The sequence below is a fragment of the Massilia arenae genome (assembly GCF_008014745.1).
In the GTDB taxonomy this organism is placed as follows: Bacteria; Pseudomonadota; Gammaproteobacteria; order Burkholderiales; family Burkholderiaceae_D; genus Telluria; species Telluria arenae.
This window is the reverse complement of the sequence record NZ_VPFD01000034.1, coordinates 1-21550: the sequence shown is the minus strand read 5'-3', so window position 1 is coordinate 21550 and position 21550 is coordinate 1. Positions and strand designations below refer to the sequence as shown.

General features: G+C 66.9%; 17 protein-coding genes. 1 reads left to right on the top strand and 16 read right to left on the bottom strand.

The annotated features are described in order from the left end of the window. Nucleotides 1-210 precede the first annotated feature (210 nt). The 16 genes from FVD38_RS23410 to FVD38_RS23335 form a co-directional block, all read right to left on the bottom strand. The gene (locus FVD38_RS23410) at nucleotides 211-1410 is read right to left on the bottom strand and encodes an acyltransferase family protein (protein WP_187271688.1); all 1200 of its coding nucleotides are present in this window, start codon (nucleotides 1408-1410) and stop codon (nucleotides 211-213) included. Nucleotides 1411-1432: 22 nt separating this feature from the next. Then, nucleotides 1433-2026 (bottom strand): hypothetical protein, encoded by a 594-nt coding sequence (locus FVD38_RS23405; RefSeq protein ID WP_147937014.1) that lies wholly within the window; start codon nucleotides 2024-2026, stop codon nucleotides 1433-1435. A gap of 23 nt (nucleotides 2027-2049) precedes the next feature. Continuing rightward, on the bottom strand, nucleotides 2050-2640 hold the full coding sequence (locus tag FVD38_RS23400) for a sugar transferase (RefSeq protein ID WP_147937013.1): 591 nt from the start codon (nucleotides 2638-2640) through the stop codon (nucleotides 2050-2052). Beyond that, entirely contained in the window at nucleotides 2637-3851 is a 1215-nt protein-coding gene (locus tag FVD38_RS23395) for a DegT/DnrJ/EryC1/StrS family aminotransferase (protein ID WP_229493946.1), read from the bottom strand. Before FVD38_RS23395 ends, FVD38_RS23400 begins: the two co-directional genes overlap by 4 nt. Beyond that, nucleotides 3844-5127 (bottom strand): glycosyltransferase family 4 protein, encoded by a 1284-nt coding sequence (locus tag FVD38_RS23390; protein WP_147937012.1) that lies wholly within the window; start codon nucleotides 5125-5127, stop codon nucleotides 3844-3846. The genes FVD38_RS23395 and FVD38_RS23390 overlap by 8 nt, the downstream gene beginning before the upstream one ends. A 24-nt stretch (nucleotides 5128-5151) precedes the next feature. Then, nucleotides 5152-5934, bottom strand: coding sequence for a polysaccharide deacetylase family protein (locus FVD38_RS23385; RefSeq protein WP_147937011.1), 783 nt, complete (start codon nucleotides 5932-5934; stop codon nucleotides 5152-5154). Between the two features lie 9 nt (nucleotides 5935-5943). Then, complete coding sequence (locus FVD38_RS23380; protein WP_229493944.1) at nucleotides 5944-6588, bottom strand: hypothetical protein; 645 nt, start codon at nucleotides 6586-6588, stop codon at nucleotides 5944-5946. Nucleotides 6589-6734: 146 nt separating this feature from the next. Then, a complete protein-coding gene (locus FVD38_RS23375) occupies nucleotides 6735-7904 on the bottom strand; it encodes a glycosyltransferase (protein WP_187271687.1) in 1170 nt (389 codons plus the stop codon). Then, nucleotides 7810-9174, bottom strand: coding sequence for a hypothetical protein (locus FVD38_RS23370; protein ID WP_147937009.1), 1365 nt, complete (start codon nucleotides 9172-9174; stop codon nucleotides 7810-7812). Before FVD38_RS23370 ends, FVD38_RS23375 begins: the two co-directional genes overlap by 95 nt. Further along, complete coding sequence (locus FVD38_RS23365; RefSeq protein ID WP_147937008.1) at nucleotides 9171-10418, bottom strand: lipopolysaccharide biosynthesis protein; 1248 nt, start codon at nucleotides 10416-10418, stop codon at nucleotides 9171-9173. Before FVD38_RS23365 ends, FVD38_RS23370 begins: the two co-directional genes overlap by 4 nt. Beyond that, complete coding sequence (locus FVD38_RS23360) at nucleotides 10415-11608, bottom strand: DegT/DnrJ/EryC1/StrS family aminotransferase (RefSeq protein ID WP_147937007.1); 1194 nt, start codon at nucleotides 11606-11608, stop codon at nucleotides 10415-10417. Before FVD38_RS23360 ends, FVD38_RS23365 begins: the two co-directional genes overlap by 4 nt. A 3-nt stretch (nucleotides 11609-11611) precedes the next feature. Beyond that, nucleotides 11612-12256 carry an acyltransferase gene (locus FVD38_RS23355; protein ID WP_147937006.1) on the bottom strand — a complete coding sequence of 215 codons (645 nt, stop codon included), beginning with the start codon at nucleotides 12254-12256 and terminating at the stop codon, nucleotides 11612-11614. Nucleotides 12257-12258: 2 nt separating this feature from the next. Continuing rightward, nucleotides 12259-13320 (bottom strand): Gfo/Idh/MocA family protein, encoded by a 1062-nt coding sequence (locus tag FVD38_RS23350; RefSeq protein WP_147937005.1) that lies wholly within the window; start codon nucleotides 13318-13320, stop codon nucleotides 12259-12261. Between the two features lie 65 nt (nucleotides 13321-13385). Further along, the gene (locus tag FVD38_RS23345; RefSeq protein WP_123067577.1) at nucleotides 13386-14714 is read right to left on the bottom strand and encodes a nucleotide sugar dehydrogenase; all 1329 of its coding nucleotides are present in this window, start codon (nucleotides 14712-14714) and stop codon (nucleotides 13386-13388) included. A 93-nt stretch (nucleotides 14715-14807) separates the two neighbouring features. After that, nucleotides 14808-16730, bottom strand: a complete 1923-nt coding sequence (locus tag FVD38_RS23340; protein WP_308617206.1) for a polysaccharide biosynthesis protein — start codon at nucleotides 16728-16730, stop codon at nucleotides 14808-14810. Between the two features lie 511 nt (nucleotides 16731-17241). Further along, entirely contained in the window at nucleotides 17242-18204 is a 963-nt protein-coding gene (locus tag FVD38_RS23335; protein WP_147937003.1) for an N-acetylmuramoyl-L-alanine amidase-like domain-containing protein, read from the bottom strand. Nucleotides 18205-18434: 230 nt separating this feature from the next. On the opposite strand from FVD38_RS23335, the gene FVD38_RS23330 reads away from it, so the two are divergent. Continuing rightward, on the top strand, nucleotides 18435-21437 hold the full coding sequence (locus FVD38_RS23330; RefSeq protein WP_147937002.1) for a TonB-dependent receptor: 3003 nt from the start codon (nucleotides 18435-18437) through the stop codon (nucleotides 21435-21437). The last annotated feature ends 113 nt before the right edge of the window (nucleotides 21438-21550 follow it).

The following is a 21550-nucleotide window of genomic DNA, read 5'->3' as shown; positions in this document are numbered from 1 at the left end:
CTTGTGCTTGTGCTTGCGTATGTGTCGGTGTCTGTGTCTGTGTCTGCGTTCAGGCCCCGCCGCAGGGCCTGCCACAGCACCTGACCAACTGCAGCAAAGGCGAAGCGTTCATTCCATCACACGGCATGCCGGGCAGCGATGACGCCGGCGGTGAATACCCCGGCCAGCGAGTGCACCGGCCTGCGCACCCGCCGACCGGCATCCTCCGACTCAATCAGGCGACAGGACCGACACGGTGGGACGGTTGCTGCGTGGCGCGAGCAGCCAGTCCTTCATCGCCCGGCGGATGCGGAAGGTATTGCGCTCGAACGCCAGGTAGAACACATAGGCGAAGCCGACCAGGCAAAGCAGTAGCGCGCCGTACCAAAGGTAGTCCGGCGTCACGAAGGGATCGAGCTGTTCGCGTCCGAAGGTCTTGCCGCCGATGTGGATCGCCAGGAAGATCAGTGGCAGGTGAGTGACGTACAAGGTGAACGAGAACTCCGAGAAGAAGGTGGCGATACGGTTGATGCGCAGGAAGCGTGGGGCGAAGGGATCGACCGGCTGATGCAGCGAGGACAGTAACAGCAACAGGGGGACGCTGCAGACCATGTCTTGCACGAAGGATTCCGGCACCAGTTCGTTATTGCTGCCGGTCAGCCGGTAATAGCTGAACAAGCCCATCGTCAACAGGCCTAGGACCAGGCGCAAGCCGTTTCCGCAATGCAGCTCGATGCGCGAGAATGCCGCCCCGAGCAGCCACAGCATGAAGTACATCGAGATCATCTTGGGCAGCACGATCACCAGCAGCACGAAGGCGGCCGCGCAGGCGAGGCGCTTGAAGCGGCCATGGCCGAACAATACCAGGGCCAGCAGCGGGAACTGCACGTAGTACCAGGTCTCGTAGGTCAGGCTCCACAAGGCGTAGTTGCCGCCAAAATTCGGGACGAGGAAGGTCTGCAGGCCGAGCAGGTTGCCGACGAAGCTCGCGGCCGAGTAGTGATTGGACGGCGACAGGTCGACCGCCCCGGGCTGGGCCACGCCGATGACAAGACCGACCAGCAGGATCAGCACCAGGGTCGGCAGCAGGACGGTCCACAGCCGGGTGACGCGGTCGATTGCGTAATTGGCGAGGGCGCGCGGCTGGTGCAGGCGGTTCAACAGGCTGCCGCCGACCAGCCAGCCGCTGATCAGGAAGAACACCACCACCGCCTGGTGGGCGAAACCGGTCACGAAGGCGAACACCTGGTAGGCCAGCGTCGGGTCTTGCAGCGAGCGCAGGCCGGGATAGATCTCGGAGCGCAGGTGGCCGGCCGCGACCTCGAGCGCGGCAACGCCGCGCAGCAGCGAGAGCGCCAGCGATTGCAGCGGATGGTCGTGCAGATTGGATTGGGTTCGACAGCGGATCGTGGGAAGCGAGAGGGACGGCATGGTGAAGCTCCTTTCTGCAGTGTTAGCAGGCATCCCAGGGATAGGGATGGCTGTTGCCCGACAGCGCCAGCGCCACCAGGATCATCCAGTAGCCGACGTGCGCGAATTCCATCAGCCAGGCGCCGACGGCGAGTACCGGCAGCGACCACCAGATCGCCGGCAGCAGCCGAGTCCGCTCCAGGTCGCCCGACCTGGCGGCGCCGAGCAGGCTGGCGGCGGCGCCCAGCAGCCAGCCGGTGGACGCCTCGGCGGTCGTATGCTCGCCCGTCGCGACCAGCAGCGCCGCGACGGCCAGGCCCAGCAGCAGGCCAAGCGCCAGGCCCACCCGCGCCGTGGCCTGGCCCCGGCGCAACAGCAGCACCCAGGCCGCGAACGGATAGAGCGCGCTGACCAGCGTCGCGTGGCCGCTGATCGCCTTGAACTCGAGCAGGGAGAAATCGGTGCCCCAGCCAAGGTGCGCAATCTTGCTGCCGCCGACCAGTACCACGGCCGCGCCGAAACACGCACCCCAGCGCAGCGCCGTGCGCCATGCCCCGGCGGCCAGCAGCCAGGCCGCTAGCGCCGCTCCCAGCGGCAGCGCGACATCGAGGTCGCCCAGGTGCAGCACGCGCAGCATCGCCCGCTCTTCCACGTGAGTAATTAGCGAACGATCGCGGCCAGAGTGCGCAGGATGATCTTCACGTCGATCCAGAAGGTCCGTTCGCGCACGTAGCGCACGCAGTAATGCAGCTTGGCCGGCAGCACGGTGTCGATATAGGCGCGTTCCGGGTCGCCCGCGCGCGCCAGCACCGCGTTCTCGTCCTTGTAGAGGATCGAGGCCCAGTCGGTAATGCCGGGCGCGACCGACAGCACGATGCGGCGCAGCGGTTCGGGGTAGTGGGCCACGTAGCGCGGCACTTCGGGCCGCGGTCCCACCAGGCTCATGCTTCCGTTGACGACGTTGAACAGCTGCGGCAGCTCGTCCAGCTTGTAGCGCCGCAGCACGGCGCCGGCGTGGGTGATGCGCGGGTCGGCGCCGACCGTGAGTTCCGGACCGCCGTCGCGTCTCTGGTGCATGGTGCGGAATTTATAGATCGTAAAAAGGATCGCGCCGCGCCCGACGCGCTGCTGGCGGTACAGCACCGGGCCCGGTGAATCCCATTTGATCCACAGGGCGATCGCCAGCAGCAAGGGCGACAGCAGCAGCAATCCCGCCAGCGACGCCGCCAGGTCGAACAGGCGCTTCTTCATGACAGCAGGTCGTGCAGCGCCGCGATTACCCGCTCCTGGTCGGCGTCGCCCATGCGGGTGTATAGCGGCAGGGTCAGCATCGCCCCGAAGGCGGCCTCGGCGATCGGGAAGTCGGCGGCGCGCAGGCCATAGCTGTCGCGCCAGTAGGGCTGGCGGTGCAGCGGGATGAAGTGCACGCTGGTGCCGATGCCGCGTTCGGCCAGCCTGGCGATCAGCGCGTCGCGGCCACCGTGCGCCATGCCGGCGCCGTCCGCGCCGTCCACGCTGGGCGCCGCGCGCTCCAGGCGTACCACGTACAGGTGCCAGGCGTGGGTCGAGCCGGAATCCGGCGCCGGGCGGGCCGGCAGGACCAGGGGCAGGCCGGCCAGCGCCGCGTCGTAGCGCGCGGCCAGCTCGGTGCGGCGCCCCTGGAAGCGGTCGATCTTGCGCAGCTGCTCGATGCCGATCGCGGACGCGATATCGGTCAGGTTGTACTTGAAGCCGGCGGCGATCACCTCGTAATACCAGGACGGCGTGCGCGCGGTGTAGCGGTCGAAGGCGTCGCGGCTGATGCCATGCAGGCGCATGCAGCGGATCCGTTCGGCCAGCCGCGGGTCGCGCGTGACGACCATGCCGCCCTCGCCGGTGGTCATGGTCTTGTTGGCATAGAAGCTGAACACCGTCACGTCGCTGTCGAGCGTGCCCACCAGCCGGCCGCGGTGGCGCGTGGGGAAGGCATGGGCAGCGTCCTCGATCACGCGCAGGCCGTGGCGGCGCGCGAGTTGGCCGATGGCGTCCATGTCGGCGGCCATCCCGGCGAAGTGCACGGGGACGATGGCGCGCGTGCGCGGCGTGATCGCAGCGGCCACCGCGGCCGGGTCGAGGTTGAGGGTGTGCGGGTCGGCATCGACGAACACCGGCCGGGCGCCGAGGTAACGCACGACTTCGGCGCTGGCGGTGAAGGTCAGGGTCGGCACGATGACTTCGTCGTCCGGCCCGACGCCGGCCGCCTCCAGCGCCAGGTGCAGGCCGGCGGTGGCGGAATTGACGGCGATCGCCTCGACCTCGGCGCCGAGGTAGTCGCGAAAGGCGGTTTCGAAGCGGCGTGTGACGGGGCCGGTGGTGACCCACCCGGAGCGCAGGCAGGCTTCGACCGCGCGGATTTCTTCTTCGCCGATGTCGGGCAGGGCGAACGGTAAAAAGCTGTCCGCGGACGGCATCTGGTCAGGCATGGTGGGTCTCCTGTGCGAGTACGGCAAGGAAGCGGCGGGCCAGGACCGGATAGCTCAGGTGGTCCAGCACGTGGCGGCGGCCGCGCTCGCCCAGCGCCCGGCGCGTGCGTGGATCGAGCGCCATCAGGCGCGCCAGTCCCTCGGCCAGGGCGGACGGATCGTCGGGCGCCACGCTGACGCCGCAGCCGGTTTCCGCCACCGGATCGTTGCCGGCCTCGACCGCATGCAGGACCGGGCAGCCCGCCATCATGTAGTCGAGCAGCTTGTTGGGCGCGATGCCGAAGCGGTACAGCGGCTGGCGCCGCCAGCCGAGGAAGGCGATGTCGAAGCGCGCCAGCAGGGCCGGGATGGCGCGCTTCGCGACCGGGTCGACGAAGTGGACGTGGTCCAGCCCGAGCGAGCGCGCCTGGCGCCGCAGCCGGTCCTTTTCGGGCCCGGCGCCGACCAGCACGAAGGCGAGCGGCCGCTGGCGCAGCAGGTGGGCGGCGTCGAGCAGGGTATCGAGCGCATTGGCCAGGCCGTGGCTGCCGGCATAGCCGACGATCGCCCGTCCCTCGGCACGCAGCCGGCCGAGGAGCGCGGCGACGGCAGGCGGCAATACGTCCGGCCCGCGGCATGGCGCATCCGCAGGCGGCGGCGTGCCCGCGGCCGGCCATTCGTCCGGGTCGACGCCGTTCGGGATCAGGTGCAGCTTGTGCGGCGCCATGCCGCGCGCCTCCAGGTGTCCGCGGACCCGGGGCAGGATCGAGACGATGGCGTCGGCGTGGCGGCAGGCGTGGTTCTCGGCCGCCTGCAGCAGCATGATGAAGGGGTGGTGGCGCGAATGGCCGCCCAGTTCCATCGGCGACAGCGGCCACAGGTCGTGCACCTCGTGCAGCAGGCGCGCGCCCGCCAGGCGGGCGATCCGGTGCGCCGGCCAGATATCGAGCGGATAGGTGCTGGAGGCGATCACGGCTTGCGGCGCGAAGGTCTGCGCCAGGCGCGGGGCCTCGCGCCACAAGCGCGCCACGAAGGCCAGCATATTGCGCACGCGGCCGGCGCCATTGCCGGCATAGGTGGGGGTGCGCAGCCAGGTGTAGTGGATGCCGTCGATGTCCTCGGCAAGGCGGTCGCGGCCGGCCATGGTGGGGCCCTGGCGCCGCAGGTGCGAATGCGAGGCGGCCACGATGTGTACCCGGTGCCCGGCCCGTACCCATTCGCGCGCCAGGTAATAGGGGCGGTACTCCATGCCGTGATGGACCGAGCCGGCGTAGTGGTTGATGAGAAGGATGTTCATATCAGATGCGTCATATCTGTTGCGTCATATACGCCACACCATTTCCTCGACCAGCCGCCGCCAGTTGCAGCGGGTGTTCTCGATCCAGTTGGTTTCCCATTGCACCGGGTGGGTGAGCATGCAGATGCGCTCGTAGTGGCCGAGGGCGGCGAACGGCGACATCGGCGTGTAGTAGACGGGATGCTTGCGGTCGCTGATGTACAGGTCGAAGCCGCGCAGCAATTCGGCGTCGTAGGATTCGCATTCGATGCCGCAGCGGGTGCGCAGCGCGCGGTCGCGCAGCAGCTCGTGGTTGATCACGTTCAGGCGGCGGTTGGCGAAGTCGCCATGGCTGGCCACGGTGGCCAGCGGCGCGCCAAGGCGCGACGCGATCTGGCCGATATTGCGTGCGAACAGCTCGCGGATCTCGGGAAAGCGCAGGCGCAGTTCGTCGCCCTTGCGGATGCGGTGGCGCTTGGCGAAATCGGCGACTTCCTCATAGTGGTAGCTGGCTTCGCTGCCGGCCGCTTCGATCTCGCGCATGAAGCCATAGTCGAGGGTGCACAGGCGGAAGTAATAGCTGGCCCGCACCCCGTGCCGCGCCTCGAGCGCGAACATCTTCTTTGCTGTGCGCAGGTCGCTGTCGATATCGTGGCGGTGCACCAGCGTCTTGCGCGGCGCCTGCTCGCGGTTGAGGTTGCGGAAGAAGCTGCGCACCGATACCTGGGCGTAGCCGGCCTCATTCGCCGCCTGCAGCAGGGACGCGTACTCGCCGAGGCGGCTGGGCATCAGGTAGTCGGCGTACACCCGGTTCAAGAAAGTCTTCATTGCAGTGTTTCATTGAAGGAAATACCGCGCACGGTAGGGCTGGAAGCCCAGGATGGTCTTGAAGGTCTTGAGGCCGGGCTGGGCGCCGAAGAAGGTGTCGTACATGACGTAGCGCACTTGCCGTTCGTCGATCAGGCGGCTGATGGTGTCGACCAGCAGCAGGTGCATGATGCCGTCGTTATTGCGATAGCCCAGCATCTGCGAAAAGGCGGCGAAATTGCCATAGATGGCCAGGCTCGCATACGCGACCAGTTTTCCTTGCGGGTCGAGAATGCCGTGATGGCGGAAATGCGGCAGCGTGTCGAATGCCTCGCGTTTCTCGGTATATTTTCCGTCCATGGGGCGGCCTTGCCGCGTATCGAGCGAGGTATTGATGGCGTGGATGTCGTCGATATAATCGTTGCGGTCGATGTCGACGAAATGGTAGCCGCGCTTGCGCGCGCGCTTGGCGTGATAGCCGCCGTGGTTCTTCGCCTTGATCTGCTCCTCGTAGGCATGGCGGTCGGCGAAGCGCGACAGGTCGATCAGCGCCGCGCCGACGGTCTTGGCGCGGATGAGACGAAAGCGCGGATGCGGCCGGGTGAAGGCGCGGTAGGTGGTGCGGATATCTTCCGGATCGATATGCTCGTGAAAGCAGAGTTTCGCTACCGGCAAATTAATGGCTTGAATAAATGTATTGTAGTGTTGCAAGAACATATTCTCACCTCTGAGTCTGCTTTACACGATAAGGTGGATCGCCGTGCGATTCCTTGAAACCGCTTAAACGATGGGCGCTGGCGCGACCTGATTTTTTCTGTTTGCTAGGTCAGCGCCAGGCGATGCGCCAATGGATGCCGGGTCAGGTCGGCATAGAATCGCACCAGCTTCTGCGCCTCGTTTTTCCAGTTATAGGTTTGCTCGACAGCACGCCGGCCATTGGCGCCCATGCGCCGGGCCAGCGCCGGATCTTGCGCCAGGCGGTCGATGGCGGCGGCGATGGCGGCCGGATCGCGCGGGTCGACGCACACGCCGCAATCATTGGCCTCGACGATGGCGCGCCAGCGCGGGAAATCCGACGCGATCACGGGAATCCCGGCCGCCATGTACTCGAACATCTTGACCGGCAACGCATCGCGGTAGCTCGCGGTCGGCAGCAGGGTGACCAGGCCGGCGAACGCGTTTTCCATGACCCGGCCCACGCCGGCGCGATCGAGGTGGCCGAGCGCGCGGATGCGGGTCCAGCCCGGCAGCAGCGCCACCTCGCGCGCGAGCGCCGGGTCGGCGAAGCTGCCGGCCAGGGCCAGCCGTGCCGGGGTGCGCAGCAGGGCGCAGGCCTGCACCATTTCGCGGATGCCGCGGATCGCCGAGATGCTGCCGACGTAGCAGATCCCGGTGCGCGCATCCCAGCTGCGCTCGGGAGAGAATTCCTCGGGCAGCGGATAGTTGGCGACGTCGATCGTCTGCGCATTGCAGTGCGCCAGCCGCTCGCGGATATGGGACGTGGCGGCCAGCAGGCCATCGAGGCGGGCGCAAGCGTAGCGTTCATAGCGCGCATACATGCCCGCCGCCAGGCCCGCCACGCCAGGCGCCAGATAGGGTTTGTCGAGCAGCTGGGTCGGTACGTCTTCATGGGCATCGAACACGACGCGCATGCCCGCGCGCCGCAGGCGCAGGCCAACCGGCAATAGCTCCGGGTCGTGCAACTGGTAGGCGTCGGCATCGAAGGCCAGCGCGCGCGCGGCCACCCGGCGCGTCGTCCACAGCATGCGGTCCAAACGCCCCACGAGGGCGTTCGGGCGGCGCTCCGGCGGCCCGTCCGCGCGCTTCCCGGCGTCGACGATCCGGACCCCGTCGCGCAGCTCGTCGCCGAGGCCGTCGGCCACCACCAGGATCACCTCATGACCGTGGCTGGCCAGCGTGCGGCATTGCTTGACGAAGATCCTCGTGTCGTAGCGCGGGTGCGCCGAGGTCAGGTGGACGATGCGCGGCATGTTTCCTCTCGTAGGCATAGCGGCTGCAGGCGCCGAGGGTGGCGCTGAGCAGCATGTCGGTGAAGTAATGGGACGTCAGCAGCAACAGGACGGTGACGCAGGCGAAGGCGAAGGCCAGCAGGAACAGCGGGCGCCGGCGCGCGGCGAAGTACTCGTGGAAGAACATCGGCGTGATCGGGACGATGGCGAGCGCCGCCACGTAGAGCATACCGAACAGGCCGAGGTCGACCCAGGCCGACAGCACGTTGTGCGAGTAGTGACCAGGCTTGTAGCTGCCATAGTCGCCCAGGATGGTATGGGAGGCGATCGATTGCACCGCATGCACGGTCAGCTGCTGGCGCTTGTTGGCCGAGGTCGAGTGCGACAGGTCGAACAGTTCGAGGATGCGGTTCGAGGGCAGGGACGCCAGGATCTGGTCGAGGTAGAGGCCGACGGTGGCGGCGATGCACACGCCAGCCAGCACGAAGTACAGTTTATGGCGCGAATAATAGAATTCAATCAAGGGAATCGCGAACAGCAGGGCCACGAACTCGCTGCGCGCGGTGTTGACGAACAGGGTGGCTGCACCCAGCGCATGCAAGGCCAGGCGCAGCGGCAGCCTGCGCGTGAAGGTGGCCACCGCGAGGTAAGTAAACAGGTAGGAACGCGAGAAACCCTGGTAGGTGGCGAGTGCATTGGTGTCCTTGGCGATGCCGAGCGCGCCGAGGTAGAACACGCCGTCGACCGAATACGAGAACACGATGGTCGACATCCCGGCCAGGCTGAGCAGGCCGACGGCGCGGAAGCGCCGGCTGGCGAAGTCGATGAAGCAGAACTGGATGTAGACCAGCACCATGAAGAGGATGGCGAGCATGTGGTAGACCACGATGGCGCGGTTGGCGCCGGCCGCCGCATTGACCACCACCACGGCCACGAAATACGCGAAGAAGACGCCGTAATGGACGTCGACCAGGGTCAGGCGCCGGGCCTCGCGCCGCATGCGGGCAAGATAGACCAGGCACATCGGGCCGGCAAAGGCCAGCGCCACCGGGCCGAAGTAACCGCCCAGGAAGGCGCCGGTGGTGCCGGTGCCGAGCAGGGTATGGTAGAAGAAGAAGCCCGGGAACAGCATGAAGAAGCAGGCGATCATCAGCCATTGCTCGCGCCGGGCACGCGCCGCGCCGCGGGGCTGGGAGGGGCCGCTCTGCAGCGCCAGCGCCCAGGCATCGGGTGCGCCGCCGGCATGCACGGCCGGCGGCGGGGCGGAAGGGGGCGTGGCCGGGGGATTCATGCGGTGGCCAGCCCGTTGCGCGAGCAGTTCCAGGACATGTGCAGGTAGACCAGGTAGAGGCAGGAATAGCCGATCACGTACCACAGCACGTTGTCGTGCACGCTGCCCGGCAGCAGGAAGGCGCCGAGGGTGGTGGCGAACAGCGTTACCTGCCACAGCAGGTCGGCCTTCTGGCGGCCGGCCACGAAGAACACATAGCTCAGCGGACTGGCGACGAAGTTCAGCAGGAACAGCGGCGCCATCAGCTGGGCCAACTCTCCCGCCTCGCGCCAGGAGGCGCCGAACACGGTGGCGAACAGGGTCGGGGCGAAGGCCATCAGCAGCAGGGCCGGGCCGATGCCCATCACCAGCAGCGCCTTGAAAGTATGGCGGTAGGTGCGGCTGCAATTGCCGTGCTCGCGGAATTCGAGCACCGATTCGCGCTTGAAGACCTCGAGCACCGAGGCCGCCAGCAGCGACACCGGCGCCGACAGCACGCGCTGGGTCAGCGCATACAGACCGGCGGCCAGCACGCCGTGGCGCATCCCGATCAGGAATAGCGGCAACTGGCTGACGGCGCCGTTGAGCAGGTTCGACGGCAGCGAAAAGCGCCAGAAGGCCTGGTGGCGCCGCAGGTAGGCGCGCTGGTCGGGATCAAGCAGCCAGGCGATGGGCGCGCGCGGTGGACGCAGCAGGCGCCGCGCATACAGGTAGCCGGCCAGCAGGCCGCACAGGTGGCCGGCGATCAGGCCGGACCCGCCAAGGCCTGCGTACAGTAGCGTGAGCTGGGTGAAGACGATGACGGCGGCCGCCACCACCTTGGCGCGCGCCGCCTTGCCGAAGGCATTGTGCGAGGTGGCGTAGGCAAGCGTGGTCTGCATGCAGGCGATCAGCCAGGCGCCGGCGCCGATCGTGAGCAGGGCCGCCCAGGGCAGGTGCAGGGCCGGTTCGAAGCCGGCCAGCCGCGCCGCTGTGGCAATCAGCGTGAGTAGCAAGGCGGCGATGGTGGCGCTGTAGAACACGACCCGGAAGCAGGTGCGCTGGTGCTGTTGTTCTTGGTCGAGGATCATCGCCGCCTCCATGCGCAGGGTGGCGCCGATCGCCGACAGCGCGATCACGCCGAGCCAGACGCTGTAGGCGCCCAACTCTTGCGGCGTGCACATGCGTGTCAGCAGCGGAGCCGCCAGCAGCGGCAGGGCCTGCGCGCCGAGGGCGCCACCGAGGACGGTGGCGACGTGGCGCCAGAATGGCGGCAAATGCCTCATGAAGTCGTGGCGGGAGTGGTGGCGGTGGCGGCGACGGAGGCGATGCTGGTGACCGAAGCGGGCGCCAACTCGTCTGGCGTCACGGCGGGCATCGCGGCGCGCGTCTGGCGACAGGCGTCGAGCAGGGCGCCGGCCACCCGTTGCGCGCTGGCGTCGTCGAGGAACGGCCCCATCGGCAGGCTCAGGACGCGCCGGGCCAGTCCTTCGGCCACCGGATAGGCGTCCGGCGCCAGGTGGGCATAGGCGGCCTGGCGGTGAATCGGCACCGGATAGTGGACGGCGGTCGGAATCCCGGCGGCGGCAAGCTGGGCGCGCACCCGTTCGCGCTCGTCGACCAGCACCGTGTACTGGGCATGGACGCTGCTGCGGTCGTTGCGCACGGCGAGGACGGGAATCTGGTGGCGCAGCAGCGCGTCGTAGCCGGCCGCGGCACGCTGGCGCTGCCCGACTTCCCAGTCGAAGCGTTCGAGCTTGGCCAGCACCACGGCGCACTGCAGGGTGTCCATGCGTCCGCCGACGCCCAGCCGGGTATGCACGTAGCGGTGCGACTGGCCGTGGACGCGGATCTCGCGCATGGCCTGGGCCAGGGCATCGTCGTCGGTGAACAGGGCGCCGCCGTCGCCGTAGCAGCCCAGCGGCTTGCTGGGGAAGAAGCTGGTGCAGCCGATCGTGGACAGGTGGCAGCTCTGGCGGCCGCGATAGGTGGCGCCGAAGCTCTGGGCGGCATCCTCGATGACGGCGATGCCATAGGGTTCGGCGATGGCGTTGATGGCGTCCATGTCGGCCGGCTGGCCGTACAGCGAGACCGGAAGGATGGCGCGCGTGCGCGGCGTGATGCGCTCGGCGACCAGGCGCGCGTCGATATTGCCGGTGGCGGCTTCGACGTCGGCGAACACCGGGGTGGCGCCCACCAGCATCACGGCTTCGGCCGCGGCGATGAAGGAGAACGGGGTGGTGATCACCTCGTCGCCGGCCTTGATGCCGAGCGCCATCATGGCGATGATGAGCGCCTCGGTGCCGGACGACACGGTGATGCAGTGGCGCGCGCCGGTGCGCTCCGCCAGGCGCGCCTCGAGCTCGGCAACCTCGGGGCCGAGGATGTACTGCCCGTGGTCGAGGACGGCCTGGATGCGGCCGTCGATCAGCTCGCGCGAGGCGAGATATTGCGATTTAAGGTCGATGAAGTCCATGGATTATCCTCGTGCACTCTGGCTCTGGCTCGGGCTTTGGTTCGGATCGCTGCCGGTCAGGTCGCTTGCGCTGTCGGCAGCACGGCAGACGCTGTCTTGCAGGATGTAGGGCTCGCCGGTATGCGGGCAGCGGGCTTCGCCATTGCCGGTGAGGGGCAGGGCCAGGCGGTCGCCGGTGCGGCTGATCCAGCCGATCTGGCGCGCCGGCACGCCCGCCACCAGCGCATGCGGCGCGACGTCGCGGTTGACCACGGCGCCGGCGGCGACGAAGGCGTACTGGCCGATCGTCACGCCGCACACGACGGTGGCATTGGCGCCGATGGTGGCCCCGCGCCGCACCAGGGTGCGCCGGTACTCGTGCTTGCGCGGCACCGCGGCGCGCGGGTTGTAGACGTTGGTGAACACCATGCTGGGGCCGCAGAAGACATCGTCTTCGAGGGTCACGGCGTCGTAGATCGAGACGTTGTTCTGGATCTTGACCCCGTTGCCGATGCACACGTCGTTGCCGACGAAGACGTTCTGGCCCAGCGAGCAGGCGGCGCCGATGCGCGCGCCGGCGCAGACGTGGGCGAAGTGCCAGACGTGGGTGTCGTCGCCGAGCTGGGCGCCGCGGTCGACGATGGCGCTGGAATGGATGATGATGGCCATGATCAGTACTCCAGCGGCAGGGCGACGCGGCGGCCGTCGCGCGCCGAGCGGTAGGCGGCGACCAGCACTTCGAGCGATTTGAGGCCTTCGCGGCCGTCGGTCTCGGGCTCGGCCTCGCCGCGCAGCACGCGGATCACGTTGTCGTAATAGAGCGGATGGCCGAAGCCATAGACCGAGGTGGTCTGGTAGCTGGCATCAGGCACCAGCGCGTCGTCGGGATCGGGCTGCGCGAACTCCCATTGCTGGACTTCGTTGACGGCGACGCCGCCGATGCGCGCGCTGCCATGTTCGCCCAGGATGGTGATCGAGCCTTCGAGGTTGCGCGGCCAGGCCAGCATGGTGACGTTCATCGAGCCCAGTGCGCCATTGCGCCAGCGCAGGCTCATCACGCCGGTGTCCTCGACCTCGATGTCGCGCGCCAGGGTGGCGGTATAGGCTTGCAGGCTTTCGATCGGGCCGACGATCCATTCGAGCAGGTCGACGTAGTGGCTGGCCTGGTTCATGAAGGCGCCGCCGTCGAATTCCCAGGTGCCGCGCCAGCCGGCGCTGCGGTAGTACTCCTCGGGGCGGGTCCAGAATACATTGAGGTTGACCATATAGATGCGGCCGAAACGCTTTTTCTCGACCGCGCGCTTGAGAAGCTGCAGGGTGGCGTTGCGGCGGTTCTGCTTGACCACGAACAGCCGCACCCCGGCCTCGTCGGCGGCGGCGACCATGCGCTTGCCGTCTTCCCAGCGCGTGGCCATCGGCTTCTCGGTGATCACGTGGCGGCCGGCCGCGGCGATGCGGATCGCCTGGCCGGGGTGCAGGCCGGACGGGGTGGCGAGCACGAAGGCGTCGGCGTCGCATTCGGCCAGCATGCGCTCGAGGCTGGCATACGGGCGGGCGCCGGTGACGCCGGCGGCTTCTTCGCGGGCGCGCGGATCGATGTCGCAGACGCCGGCCAGTTCGCAGCGGTCGGCGTGCTCGCGCATGGCGTTCATGTGGTTGCGGGCGATGCGGCCGCAGCCGACCAGGGCGAAGCGGATCTTGCGGTCGAGGATGGGGGCAGGGTAGTGGCGCATGCGGGCTCCGGGCGTGACGGTGGGCGGGGTCGGATGTGGACGGGTCGGATCGGAGGAACTGCCGCTCAGGCCTGCACCACGTTCGGCAAGCGGTTCGGGTACACGCCGCGGGTGTCCACGATCAGGTTGGCGTACTGGCGCACCAGGTCGTAGTCGAAGGCGCTGTGGCTGGTGGCCAGCAGTACCACGTCGTAGGACGCCAGCGAGGAGGGAGTGAGGGGCACGCTCGACAGCTCGAAGCGGTGCTCGCGCATGCGCGGGAAGACCGGGACGTGGGGGTCGGAATAGTCGACCGCGGCGCCGCGCGCGCGCAGCAGCTCCATCAGCGCCACCGAGGGCGACTCGCGCATGTCTTCGACGTCCTTCTTGTAGGAGATGCCCAGCACCAGGATGCGGCTGCCCATCACCGCGCGGCCACGCTCGTTGAGGGCGTCGGCCACCTTGCCGACCACCCAGCCCGGCATGTCGCTGTTGATCTCGCCGGCCAGTTCGATGAAGCGGGTGTGCAGGCCATACTGGCGCGCCTTCCAGGTGAGATAGAAGGGATCGATGGGGATGCAATGTCCGCCCAGGCCGGGGCCGGGGTAATACGGGGTGAAGCCGAACGGCTTGGTGGCGGCGGCGCGGATCACCTCGTGGATGTCGATGCCCATGCGGTCGGCGATGATCTTCATCTCGTTGACCAGGCCGATGTTGACGGCGCGGTGGATGTTCTCGAGCAGCTTGGTCAGTTCGGCCGCGCGCGTGGAGCTGACCGGCACCACCGTGTCGATGGCGGCGCGGTACAGGGCCAGGCCGGCCTCCAGGCAGGCATTGGTGGAGCCGCCGCACACCTTGGGGATGGTGCGGGTATGGAAATCGGGATTGCCCGGGTCTTCGCGCTCGGGCGAGAACACGAGGAACACGTCCTGGCCGACGCGCAGGCCGCGCGACTCGAGGCGCGGGCGCAGCTCTTCCTCGGTGGTGCCGGGATAGGTGGTGCTCTCGAGCGATAGCAACTGGCCGGGGCGCATGTGCGGCAGCAGGGATTCGACGGTGCCGATCACGAACGACAGGTCGGGTTCGCGGTAGGCGGTGAGCGGGGTGGGAACGCAGATGATCAGGGCGTCGGCCTCGCTCGTGCGGGCGAAGTCGGTGCTGGCCATGAAGCCGGCGGCGCGCGCCTCTTCGATCGCGGCGGCGCCGATGTGCGCGATATAGCTGCCGCCGCGGTTGAGCCGCGCGACCTTGTCGGCGTCGACGTCGATTCCGAGGACGCGAAAGCCTTCGGCGGCGTAGCGCAGCGCCAGCGGCAGGCCGACGTAGCCGAGGCCGATGATGCCGATCACGGCATGGCGGTCGCGCAGCCGGTCCAGCAGCTGCTCCAGGTGAACTGATTGGTTCTCGTCTCGCATGGGTTTCCTCGACAGTATCTGTATGACGGCGGGTATGACGGGCAGGTATGACGGCAACGATGTGATGGTGTGAAGCGGTGGCGCTGGCCGGCCCTAGATCCGGAACGGCACGAACTTGCGAATCAGGCCGGCAGGCACGGGCTCCTCGACCGGCGCCTGCGGCAGGGGCGCCGGCGTCGATGGCAGGTATTCGGACACGATGGCCTTGACCATCGACTCGATGGGGCCGCGCTCGTGGGTCTCGCAGGCCATCATGAGACAGGTGATGCAGGTTTCGAGCACACTGGGCCGCAGCGCGCTTTCCTTCATGCGCATGATGCGCGGGTGCTCGCTCGGGAAGACGGTGCCGTCGGTCAGCAGTTCCTCGTGCAGTTTTTCGCCCGGGAACAGGCCGATGAACTGGATCTCGATGTCGCCGCGCGGCTGCTGGGGCGTGCGCTCGGTGAGGCCGTGCATGGCGATCATGGTGCGCGCCAGCTCGAGGATGCGCACCGGCTCGCCCATGTCGAGCACGAACACGTCGCCGCCCTTGGCCATGGCGCCGGCCTGGATCACCAGCTGGGCCGCCTCGGGGATGAGCATGAAGTAGCGCGACACTTCGGGATGGGTGATCGTCACCGGCCCGCCGCGCGTGATCTGGCGCTGGAACAGGGGAATCACGGAGCCCGAGGAGCCCAGCACATTGCCGAAGCGGACCATGCAGAACGTCGTGCCGGTCCTGTTGCCTGCGCCATGGGCCGGGCCATGGCCGGCGCTGCCGCCCGCGCCGTCGCCCGGAGCGCAGCCACCGGCGGCGCGGGCGGCAGCGGCCTGGAAGATCAGTTCGGCGATGCGCTTGCTGGCGCCCATGATATTGGTCGGCCGCACCGCCTTGTCGCTGGAAATCAGGACGCAGGTCTGGACGCCGTGCTGCGCCGCGCCGGCGGCGATGATCTGGGCCCCCAGCACATTGTTGCGCAGGCCTTCGACGATATTGGTCTCGACCAGCGGCACGTGCTTGTAGGCGGCGGCATGGTAGATGGTGTCGATGCCGCCGGCGGCCAGCACGCGCTCGACCAGGTCGGCATTGCAGACCGAGCCCAGGTGGGCGTGGATGGGCAAGGCGGGAAAGCGCGCCGCCAGCTCTTGCCGGATGGTGTACAGCGCGTATTCGGAATGGTCGATCAGGTGCAGGCGCGCCGGGCTCAGGGTGACGATCTGGCGGCACAGCTCGCTGCCGATGGAACCGCCGGCGCCCGTCACCAGCACCCCCTTGCCGCGCACGCAGCGCGCGAACAGGTCGAGTCGCGGCGGCACCGGCGGCCGGCCGAGCAGGTCTTCGAACTTGATTTCGCGGATGGCGTCGCGCAGCACCGACTTGTCGCAGGCCTTGTCGTCGCCCAGGTCGACCAGCCGGGTGAGGATTTTGGTAGGCACGCCGGCCTGGCCCAAGCGCTGCATCAGCTCGCGCAGGCGTTCGGGGGCGGCGGCGGGCAGGGCGATGACGATGGTGCGGATGCCGAGCGCGGCGCTGAGCTCGACCAGGCGCGAGGTGTGGAACACGCGCAGGCCGGCCACGGTGCGCTCGTTGAGCGCGTGCTTGTCGTCGAAGAAGCACAGCGGGCGGTATTCGTCGCCGTCGCGCATGGTTTGGGCCAGCCGGGCGCCGGCCTCGCCGGCGCCGTAGATGGCGACCGCCAGCGCCTTGCCGGCGCAGGGGCCGCGTTTGCTGCGCAGCAGCTTGCGCACGCCGATACGCGATATGACGACATAAGAAAAAGCGATGAACCAATATATCGCCAGCGCGCTGCGCGGAAATCGCGCCTCATTGAGGAATACTAAAGTAAGATAGGCGCATAATATGGCAATGCCCAATGCAAGACCGGTCAGGGTGAGCAGGCGGTGGTCGATGAAGCGAATGACGGCGCGGTATAAATCGGATAGCCAGAAAGCCGCTATCGTCAGCACCGCCACCAGTAAATAAGAGCCGGGCCCGAATTGTTTTGCAAGCTGTAAATCGCCCCCGCGCAATATCATTGCTATTAAAAAACAGACGGGAAGCGCTACCAGGTCGACCCCGATGGCCAGGGCGGCCTTCGCAGTGCGGTGCATGGATACGATTCTTGCGCAGAGCTGGTGAGACAGGCTGTAGCGTTGAATTGACATGGCAATCGGCTTCTCGCTGAAAGAGAACGACGTGCAGCTGCAATCAAAATAATGGTTTACTGCACGATCAGGCGTTAGAATAAAACTCTGCGCTGGATGGGGTGGTTTTGCCGATTGCTTTTGTGTGTATAAGCTTATTATCTGTCCGAGATTGAATGGCGGGTTTGAGGTCACTCAACAGCGATAGGGGATATAATGCATGAGCACAAAGATTGAAATGAAGAAGTGAATAAAAGAAATGGTGCTGGATAATCATTTCCAGCGACTATTTATTTAATTCGGGATATTGGGGAAGGGCGGGTCGGCGGATGCCGATGGGAATGGCTGAAATAAAAAAGCGTCCCGACCCGGCAGGCCGGAACGCGGTCGACGATGTCGGACGTCAGGCGGCAGGACGCCCCGGGCGCGGCTGCGGCGCCATCGGCGGTACCGTGATCGCTTCGTTCAGGCGCAGGAACTTGAAGCCGGCCAGCGCCTGGCCGCGCTTGCCCGCGCGCGCATTGCGCTCCTGGCGCTCGAGCGTGCGCGATATATACGATTCGAAGGTCTCCTCGCGCACTTGCGGTTCGGCCGAATGCAGGAAGTGGCGCTCGCCGTTCGGTCCCAGCACCACCAGGCCCACGTGCGAGGCCCAGTACTCGCCGTCGCGGGTCGAGATCACGTTGACGAAATCCCCTTCCTGCAGCTGGCGGGCGATGGCCGCCACCTGTTCCTTCGGCACATAGGCTTGGCGGCTGGTCTCGACCGGGATGTCGCGCACGGTGTTGTGGCGGGCGGCCAGGAAGCGCGCGCGGTCGACCTTCATATCGTACCCAGGGCCGCCGGCGCCGGCCAGTTCGGCACTGACATCGGTCACCAGCCAGCGGTTGGCCACGTTCCAGTCCATCTCGGTGTAGTGGTTGCGCGTGGCCACGCCGATCACGCCGTCGCGGTAGCGGATCCGCTGCAGCATCCAGAAGAACTCTTCCCACGAGCCGGACATGGCCATCGCATAAGTGTGTTCGGCGAACACCACGCAATCGCTCTGCGCCAGGCTATATAGAGGCAGGCTGTCGTGGATCTCGTAGGGGAATTCGCCCAGCAGGTGCAGCGAGTAGGGCTGGCCGATGTTCTGGCGGCCGATCGCGGCGATGCGCTTCCTCAGGTCCGGCTCGGCGCCCTGCATGTGGGCGATGTACTGGCCCGCCTCGAATGGCGTCATCTGGTAGACCTGCTTTTGCAGCAGGGTGTACAGCGGCGTCGGTGGCGGCGGCGCCCCCGGAATGGGCTTGGTGGCGGGCGCGGTCGCGCACCCGGTCAGGACGGCGCTGGCAAGCAGCAGGCAGGCAAGGCGCATGGCGTTCATCAATGTGGGGAAAAAACGTCAAGCTAATCTGGTGCGCCCGGCTTGGGTAATGAAATTTCTTCGTCCAGCCATAACCGCACGCAGAGCGACTTTATGTACATTCCTTCAAGTTATATAGAAGCGAACACAAGTGATTATTCACGGACGGAATACATCATCAATACTCCGAGCATGGCAGTCTTCAGCCTGCCTTAAGCAAGAACGATAGCACTATTCCCAGGAGAGAGAAGATGTTCAAGCAGAAGCCGCTCGCAGCGGCCGTATCGATGGCAGTCTGGAGCCTTGCAGCCCTGCCGGCCATGGCGCAGGAAGCCACCCCCGAAGTGCCGATGCAGACCGTGGAAGTGACGGGCATCCGTGCCTCGCTGGCCAAATCCCTGTCGGTCAAGCGCGATGCCTCGGCCAACGTCGAGGTGATCACGGCCGAAGACGTCGGCAAGATGCCGGACAAGAACCTGGCCGACTCCCTGCAGCGCCTGGCCGGCGTGGCCGTGCGCACCGACTACGATGAAGCGGAGAAGGTGTCGATGCGCGGCACCAACCCGGACATGTCGCTGATCATCTTCAACGGCCACGCGGTCAGCAGCGCCGACTGGTATGTCGCCGACCAGGGCTCGAGCTCGCGCTCGACCAGCCTGTCGCTGATGCCGTCGCACGTATTGCAGCAGGCGGTCGTCTATAAAAGCTCGCAGGCGAACATCGTCGACGGCGGCCTGGCCGGCACCATCAATGTGACGACCCGCAAGCCGCTGTCGCAGAAAGAACGCTTCTCGGGCGTGGTCAGCGTGGGCGCCAGCTATGCCGACCTGCCTGGCCGCTATGCGCCGGACATGAACGGTTCGGTCACCTGGAAGAACGAGGCCGGCACCTTCGGCGTGCTGGCCGCGCTGTTCGCCGAAAAACGCCACGTGCGGCGCGATTCGGTGTCGCGCTTCGCCTACGGCACCAACAGCGGCTGGGACGTGATCAACACCAGCACCATGAAGGGCATCACCGACGAATCGCTGGCCGGCACCGGCTATACCGCGGCCGACCTGAACGGCGTGCGCCTGCCCGGTTCGATGAGCTCGGAGTTCGTCGAGTCCGTGCGCGACCGCAAGGGCGGCATGCTGTCGCTGCAGTTCAAGCCGAACCGCGACCTCGACGTCACCATGACCGGCTTCCACTCCTCGATGGACGCCAACAACCATGGCCGCCTGAGCTCGAGCGCGATCTACTCCATGCTGCTCGGTAAGAACGCGCCGCTGGGCGGCACCACCGCCGCCGCCGTCAACACCAGTCACAATGGGCAGCAGGTGTTCGCCCAGATCCGCAACCCCGTGATCGTCGACGAGACCACCGTCTACGGCCACCCGTTGAAGGTGCTGAAGGCCGCCGACATCGTCTTCGCCGACGGCACCAGCCCCCAGTACGTGGGCAACTCGGAAGGCTTCTACCGCGACGGCGCCAAGGCCGAGAGTTCCTTCCTCGACCTCGACGCCAAGTACCGCGTCAACGACGACCTGACCGTCAAGACCCTGCTGTCGACCACCCGCGGCGTCGGCCAGACCAAGCTCGACCAGGGCCTGACCCTGGCGCGCTACGGCACCGGCATCTCGTACGCGCTGGGCGACCTGCACGACGCACCCTTCGTCCAGTACCACAATGCCGGCGCCAACCAGCCGGGCCTGAACCCGGACGGCAGCGGCTACACCATCGTCGACCGCGCGGCATCCGGTGTGAAGACCGTCGACAAGGAATGGAGCGCGCAGTTCGATGCCGAATACCGCCTCGATCGCGGCATCTTCCAGTCGCTGGAAAGCGGCGTGCGCTTCGCCGACCACAAGCGCACCAGCGGCCGCCGCGGCCCGGCCTTCCGCAACGGGATCACGCTCGACCCGGTCACCGGCCGCGTGATCTCCAACACGCCGACGCCGCTCACCGGCTGGCAGGCCTTCCCGGGCGACTTCGGCAAGGATCTCGACGGTCCGGCCGGCTGGGACAACACCGGCTTCACCTATACCCCGGAAGGCATCAAGGACTACATCGCCAGCAATACCAAGGTCACCAGCGATGCCTGGGAGCGCCGCGTCAACTCCGAGATCGACATGCAGGAGCGCCAGAGCGCCGCCTACGTGATGGCCAACCTGGAAGGCGAGCGCTGGTCGGGCAACGTCGGCGTGCGCTTCACCCGCACCGAGGTCAAGGCGAACATCGCGACTCCGATCCCGGCCGGCGCCTGCCAGCGCGTGGAGCCGGGCCAGGCGCCGATCACCTGCGCCGCCTATCCGGGCGCGATCACGGATGCCGGCGATGCCACCGCCTATTTCGACGGCATGCCGTTCAATCCGAACGCCGGCATCCTGTACTACAAGACGCCGACCAAGCGCACCTTCGACAACTGGTTGCCGAGCCTGAACCTGCGCTATGACATGGGCAACGACATGCTGGCGCGCTTCGGCGTCAGCCGCACCATCGGCCGCCAGAACTACAACCTGCTGGGCAGCGGTTTCGGCACCCCGGGCTGCGACGCCAACGGCTGCCGCGTGACCGGTCCGAATCCGGACATGGAACCGCAAACCGCGGATAACCTCGACCTTTCGTGGTCGTGGTACTTCGCGCCGCGTTCGATCGTGGCGGTGAGCGTGTTCCACTCGTCGATCGACGGCTATCCGAAGACCGGCGCGGTTGGCAGCTCCACCGTCGACCTGCTCGACCCGCGCGACCAGACCGTGAAGACCTTCTTCATCAACACGGCCTCGCAGCAGGGCGCGAAGATCAACGGCATCGAGCTGCAGTACGAGCAACCGTTCGGCAAGACCAACTTCGGCTTCACCTCCAACGTCAGCCGCGCCAAGACCAAGGTCGACGACGGCCGTCCGATGGTGGGCGCGTCCGAATGGACCGGCAACGTCGGCCTGTACTACGAGGATGCCAAGCTGTCGACGCGCCTGGTGGCCAACTACCGCGGCGAATACGTGAACAGCACCACGGCGCCGTCGCCGACCGCCAACAGCCAGGGTCTCTCGGTCATCAACGGCATCGCGATGCCGACCGCGCCGACCTATGCCGACGCGGTGACCACGCTGGCGTTCTCCGCCAACTACTACTTCACCAAGAACCTGGAACTCGCGTTCAGCGCGACCAACCTGACCAATGCCAAGCGCGCCCAGTATCGCTACAGCGAAGAAGAGCAGCAGAAGCTGGACGTCAGCGGCCGCCAGTACTACCTGAACCTGCGCTACAAGTTCTGATCCGGCCGGGCTTTACCAGCCACCGTCGTCCCCGCGCAGTGATGTGACCCCTTAAACTGAGACGGTTGGATGCTCGCTTAGACGGCCTGGGTTCTGTACTGCACAGGACTCAG

Bases quoted from the DNA above. Each gene is read 5' to 3' on its own strand.
- FVD38_RS23410 (WP_187271688.1), bottom strand. From the start codon at position 1,410: ATGCCGTCCCTCTCGCTTCCCACGATCCGCTGTCGAACCCAATCCAAT.
- FVD38_RS23405 (WP_147937014.1), bottom strand. From the start codon at position 2,026: ATGCTGCGCGTGCTGCACCTGGGCGACCTCGATGTCGCGCTGCCGCTG.
- FVD38_RS23400 (WP_147937013.1), bottom strand. From the start codon at position 2,640: ATGAAGAAGCGCCTGTTCGACCTGGCGGCGTCGCTGGCGGGATTGCTG.
- FVD38_RS23395 (WP_229493946.1), bottom strand. From the start codon at position 3,851: ATGCCTGACCAGATGCCGTCCGCGGACAGCTTTTTACCGTTCGCCCTG.
- FVD38_RS23390 (WP_147937012.1), bottom strand. From the start codon at position 5,127: ATGAACATCCTTCTCATCAACCACTACGCCGGCTCGGTCCATCACGGC.
- FVD38_RS23385 (WP_147937011.1), bottom strand. From the start codon at position 5,934: ATGAAGACTTTCTTGAACCGGGTGTACGCCGACTACCTGATGCCCAGC.
- FVD38_RS23375 (WP_187271687.1), bottom strand. From the start codon at position 7,904: ATGCCGCGCATCGTCCACCTGACCTCGGCGCACCCGCGCTACGACACG.
- FVD38_RS23370 (WP_147937009.1), bottom strand. From the start codon at position 9,174: ATGAATCCCCCGGCCACGCCCCCTTCCGCCCCGCCGCCGGCCGTGCAT.
- FVD38_RS23365 (WP_147937008.1), bottom strand. From the start codon at position 10,418: ATGAGGCATTTGCCGCCATTCTGGCGCCACGTCGCCACCGTCCTCGGT.
- FVD38_RS23360 (WP_147937007.1), bottom strand. From the start codon at position 11,608: ATGGACTTCATCGACCTTAAATCGCAATATCTCGCCTCGCGCGAGCTG.
- FVD38_RS23355 (WP_147937006.1), bottom strand. From the start codon at position 12,256: ATGGCCATCATCATCCATTCCAGCGCCATCGTCGACCGCGGCGCCCAG.
- FVD38_RS23350 (WP_147937005.1), bottom strand. From the start codon at position 13,320: ATGCGCCACTACCCTGCCCCCATCCTCGACCGCAAGATCCGCTTCGCC.
- FVD38_RS23345 (WP_123067577.1), bottom strand. From the start codon at position 14,714: ATGCGAGACGAGAACCAATCAGTTCACCTGGAGCAGCTGCTGGACCGG.
- FVD38_RS23340 (WP_308617206.1), bottom strand. From the start codon at position 16,730: ATGATATTGCGCGGGGGCGATTTACAGCTTGCAAAACAATTCGGGCCC.
- FVD38_RS23335 (WP_147937003.1), bottom strand. From the start codon at position 18,204: ATGAACGCCATGCGCCTTGCCTGCCTGCTGCTTGCCAGCGCCGTCCTG.
- FVD38_RS23330 (WP_147937002.1), top strand. From the start codon at position 18,435: ATGTTCAAGCAGAAGCCGCTCGCAGCGGCCGTATCGATGGCAGTCTGG.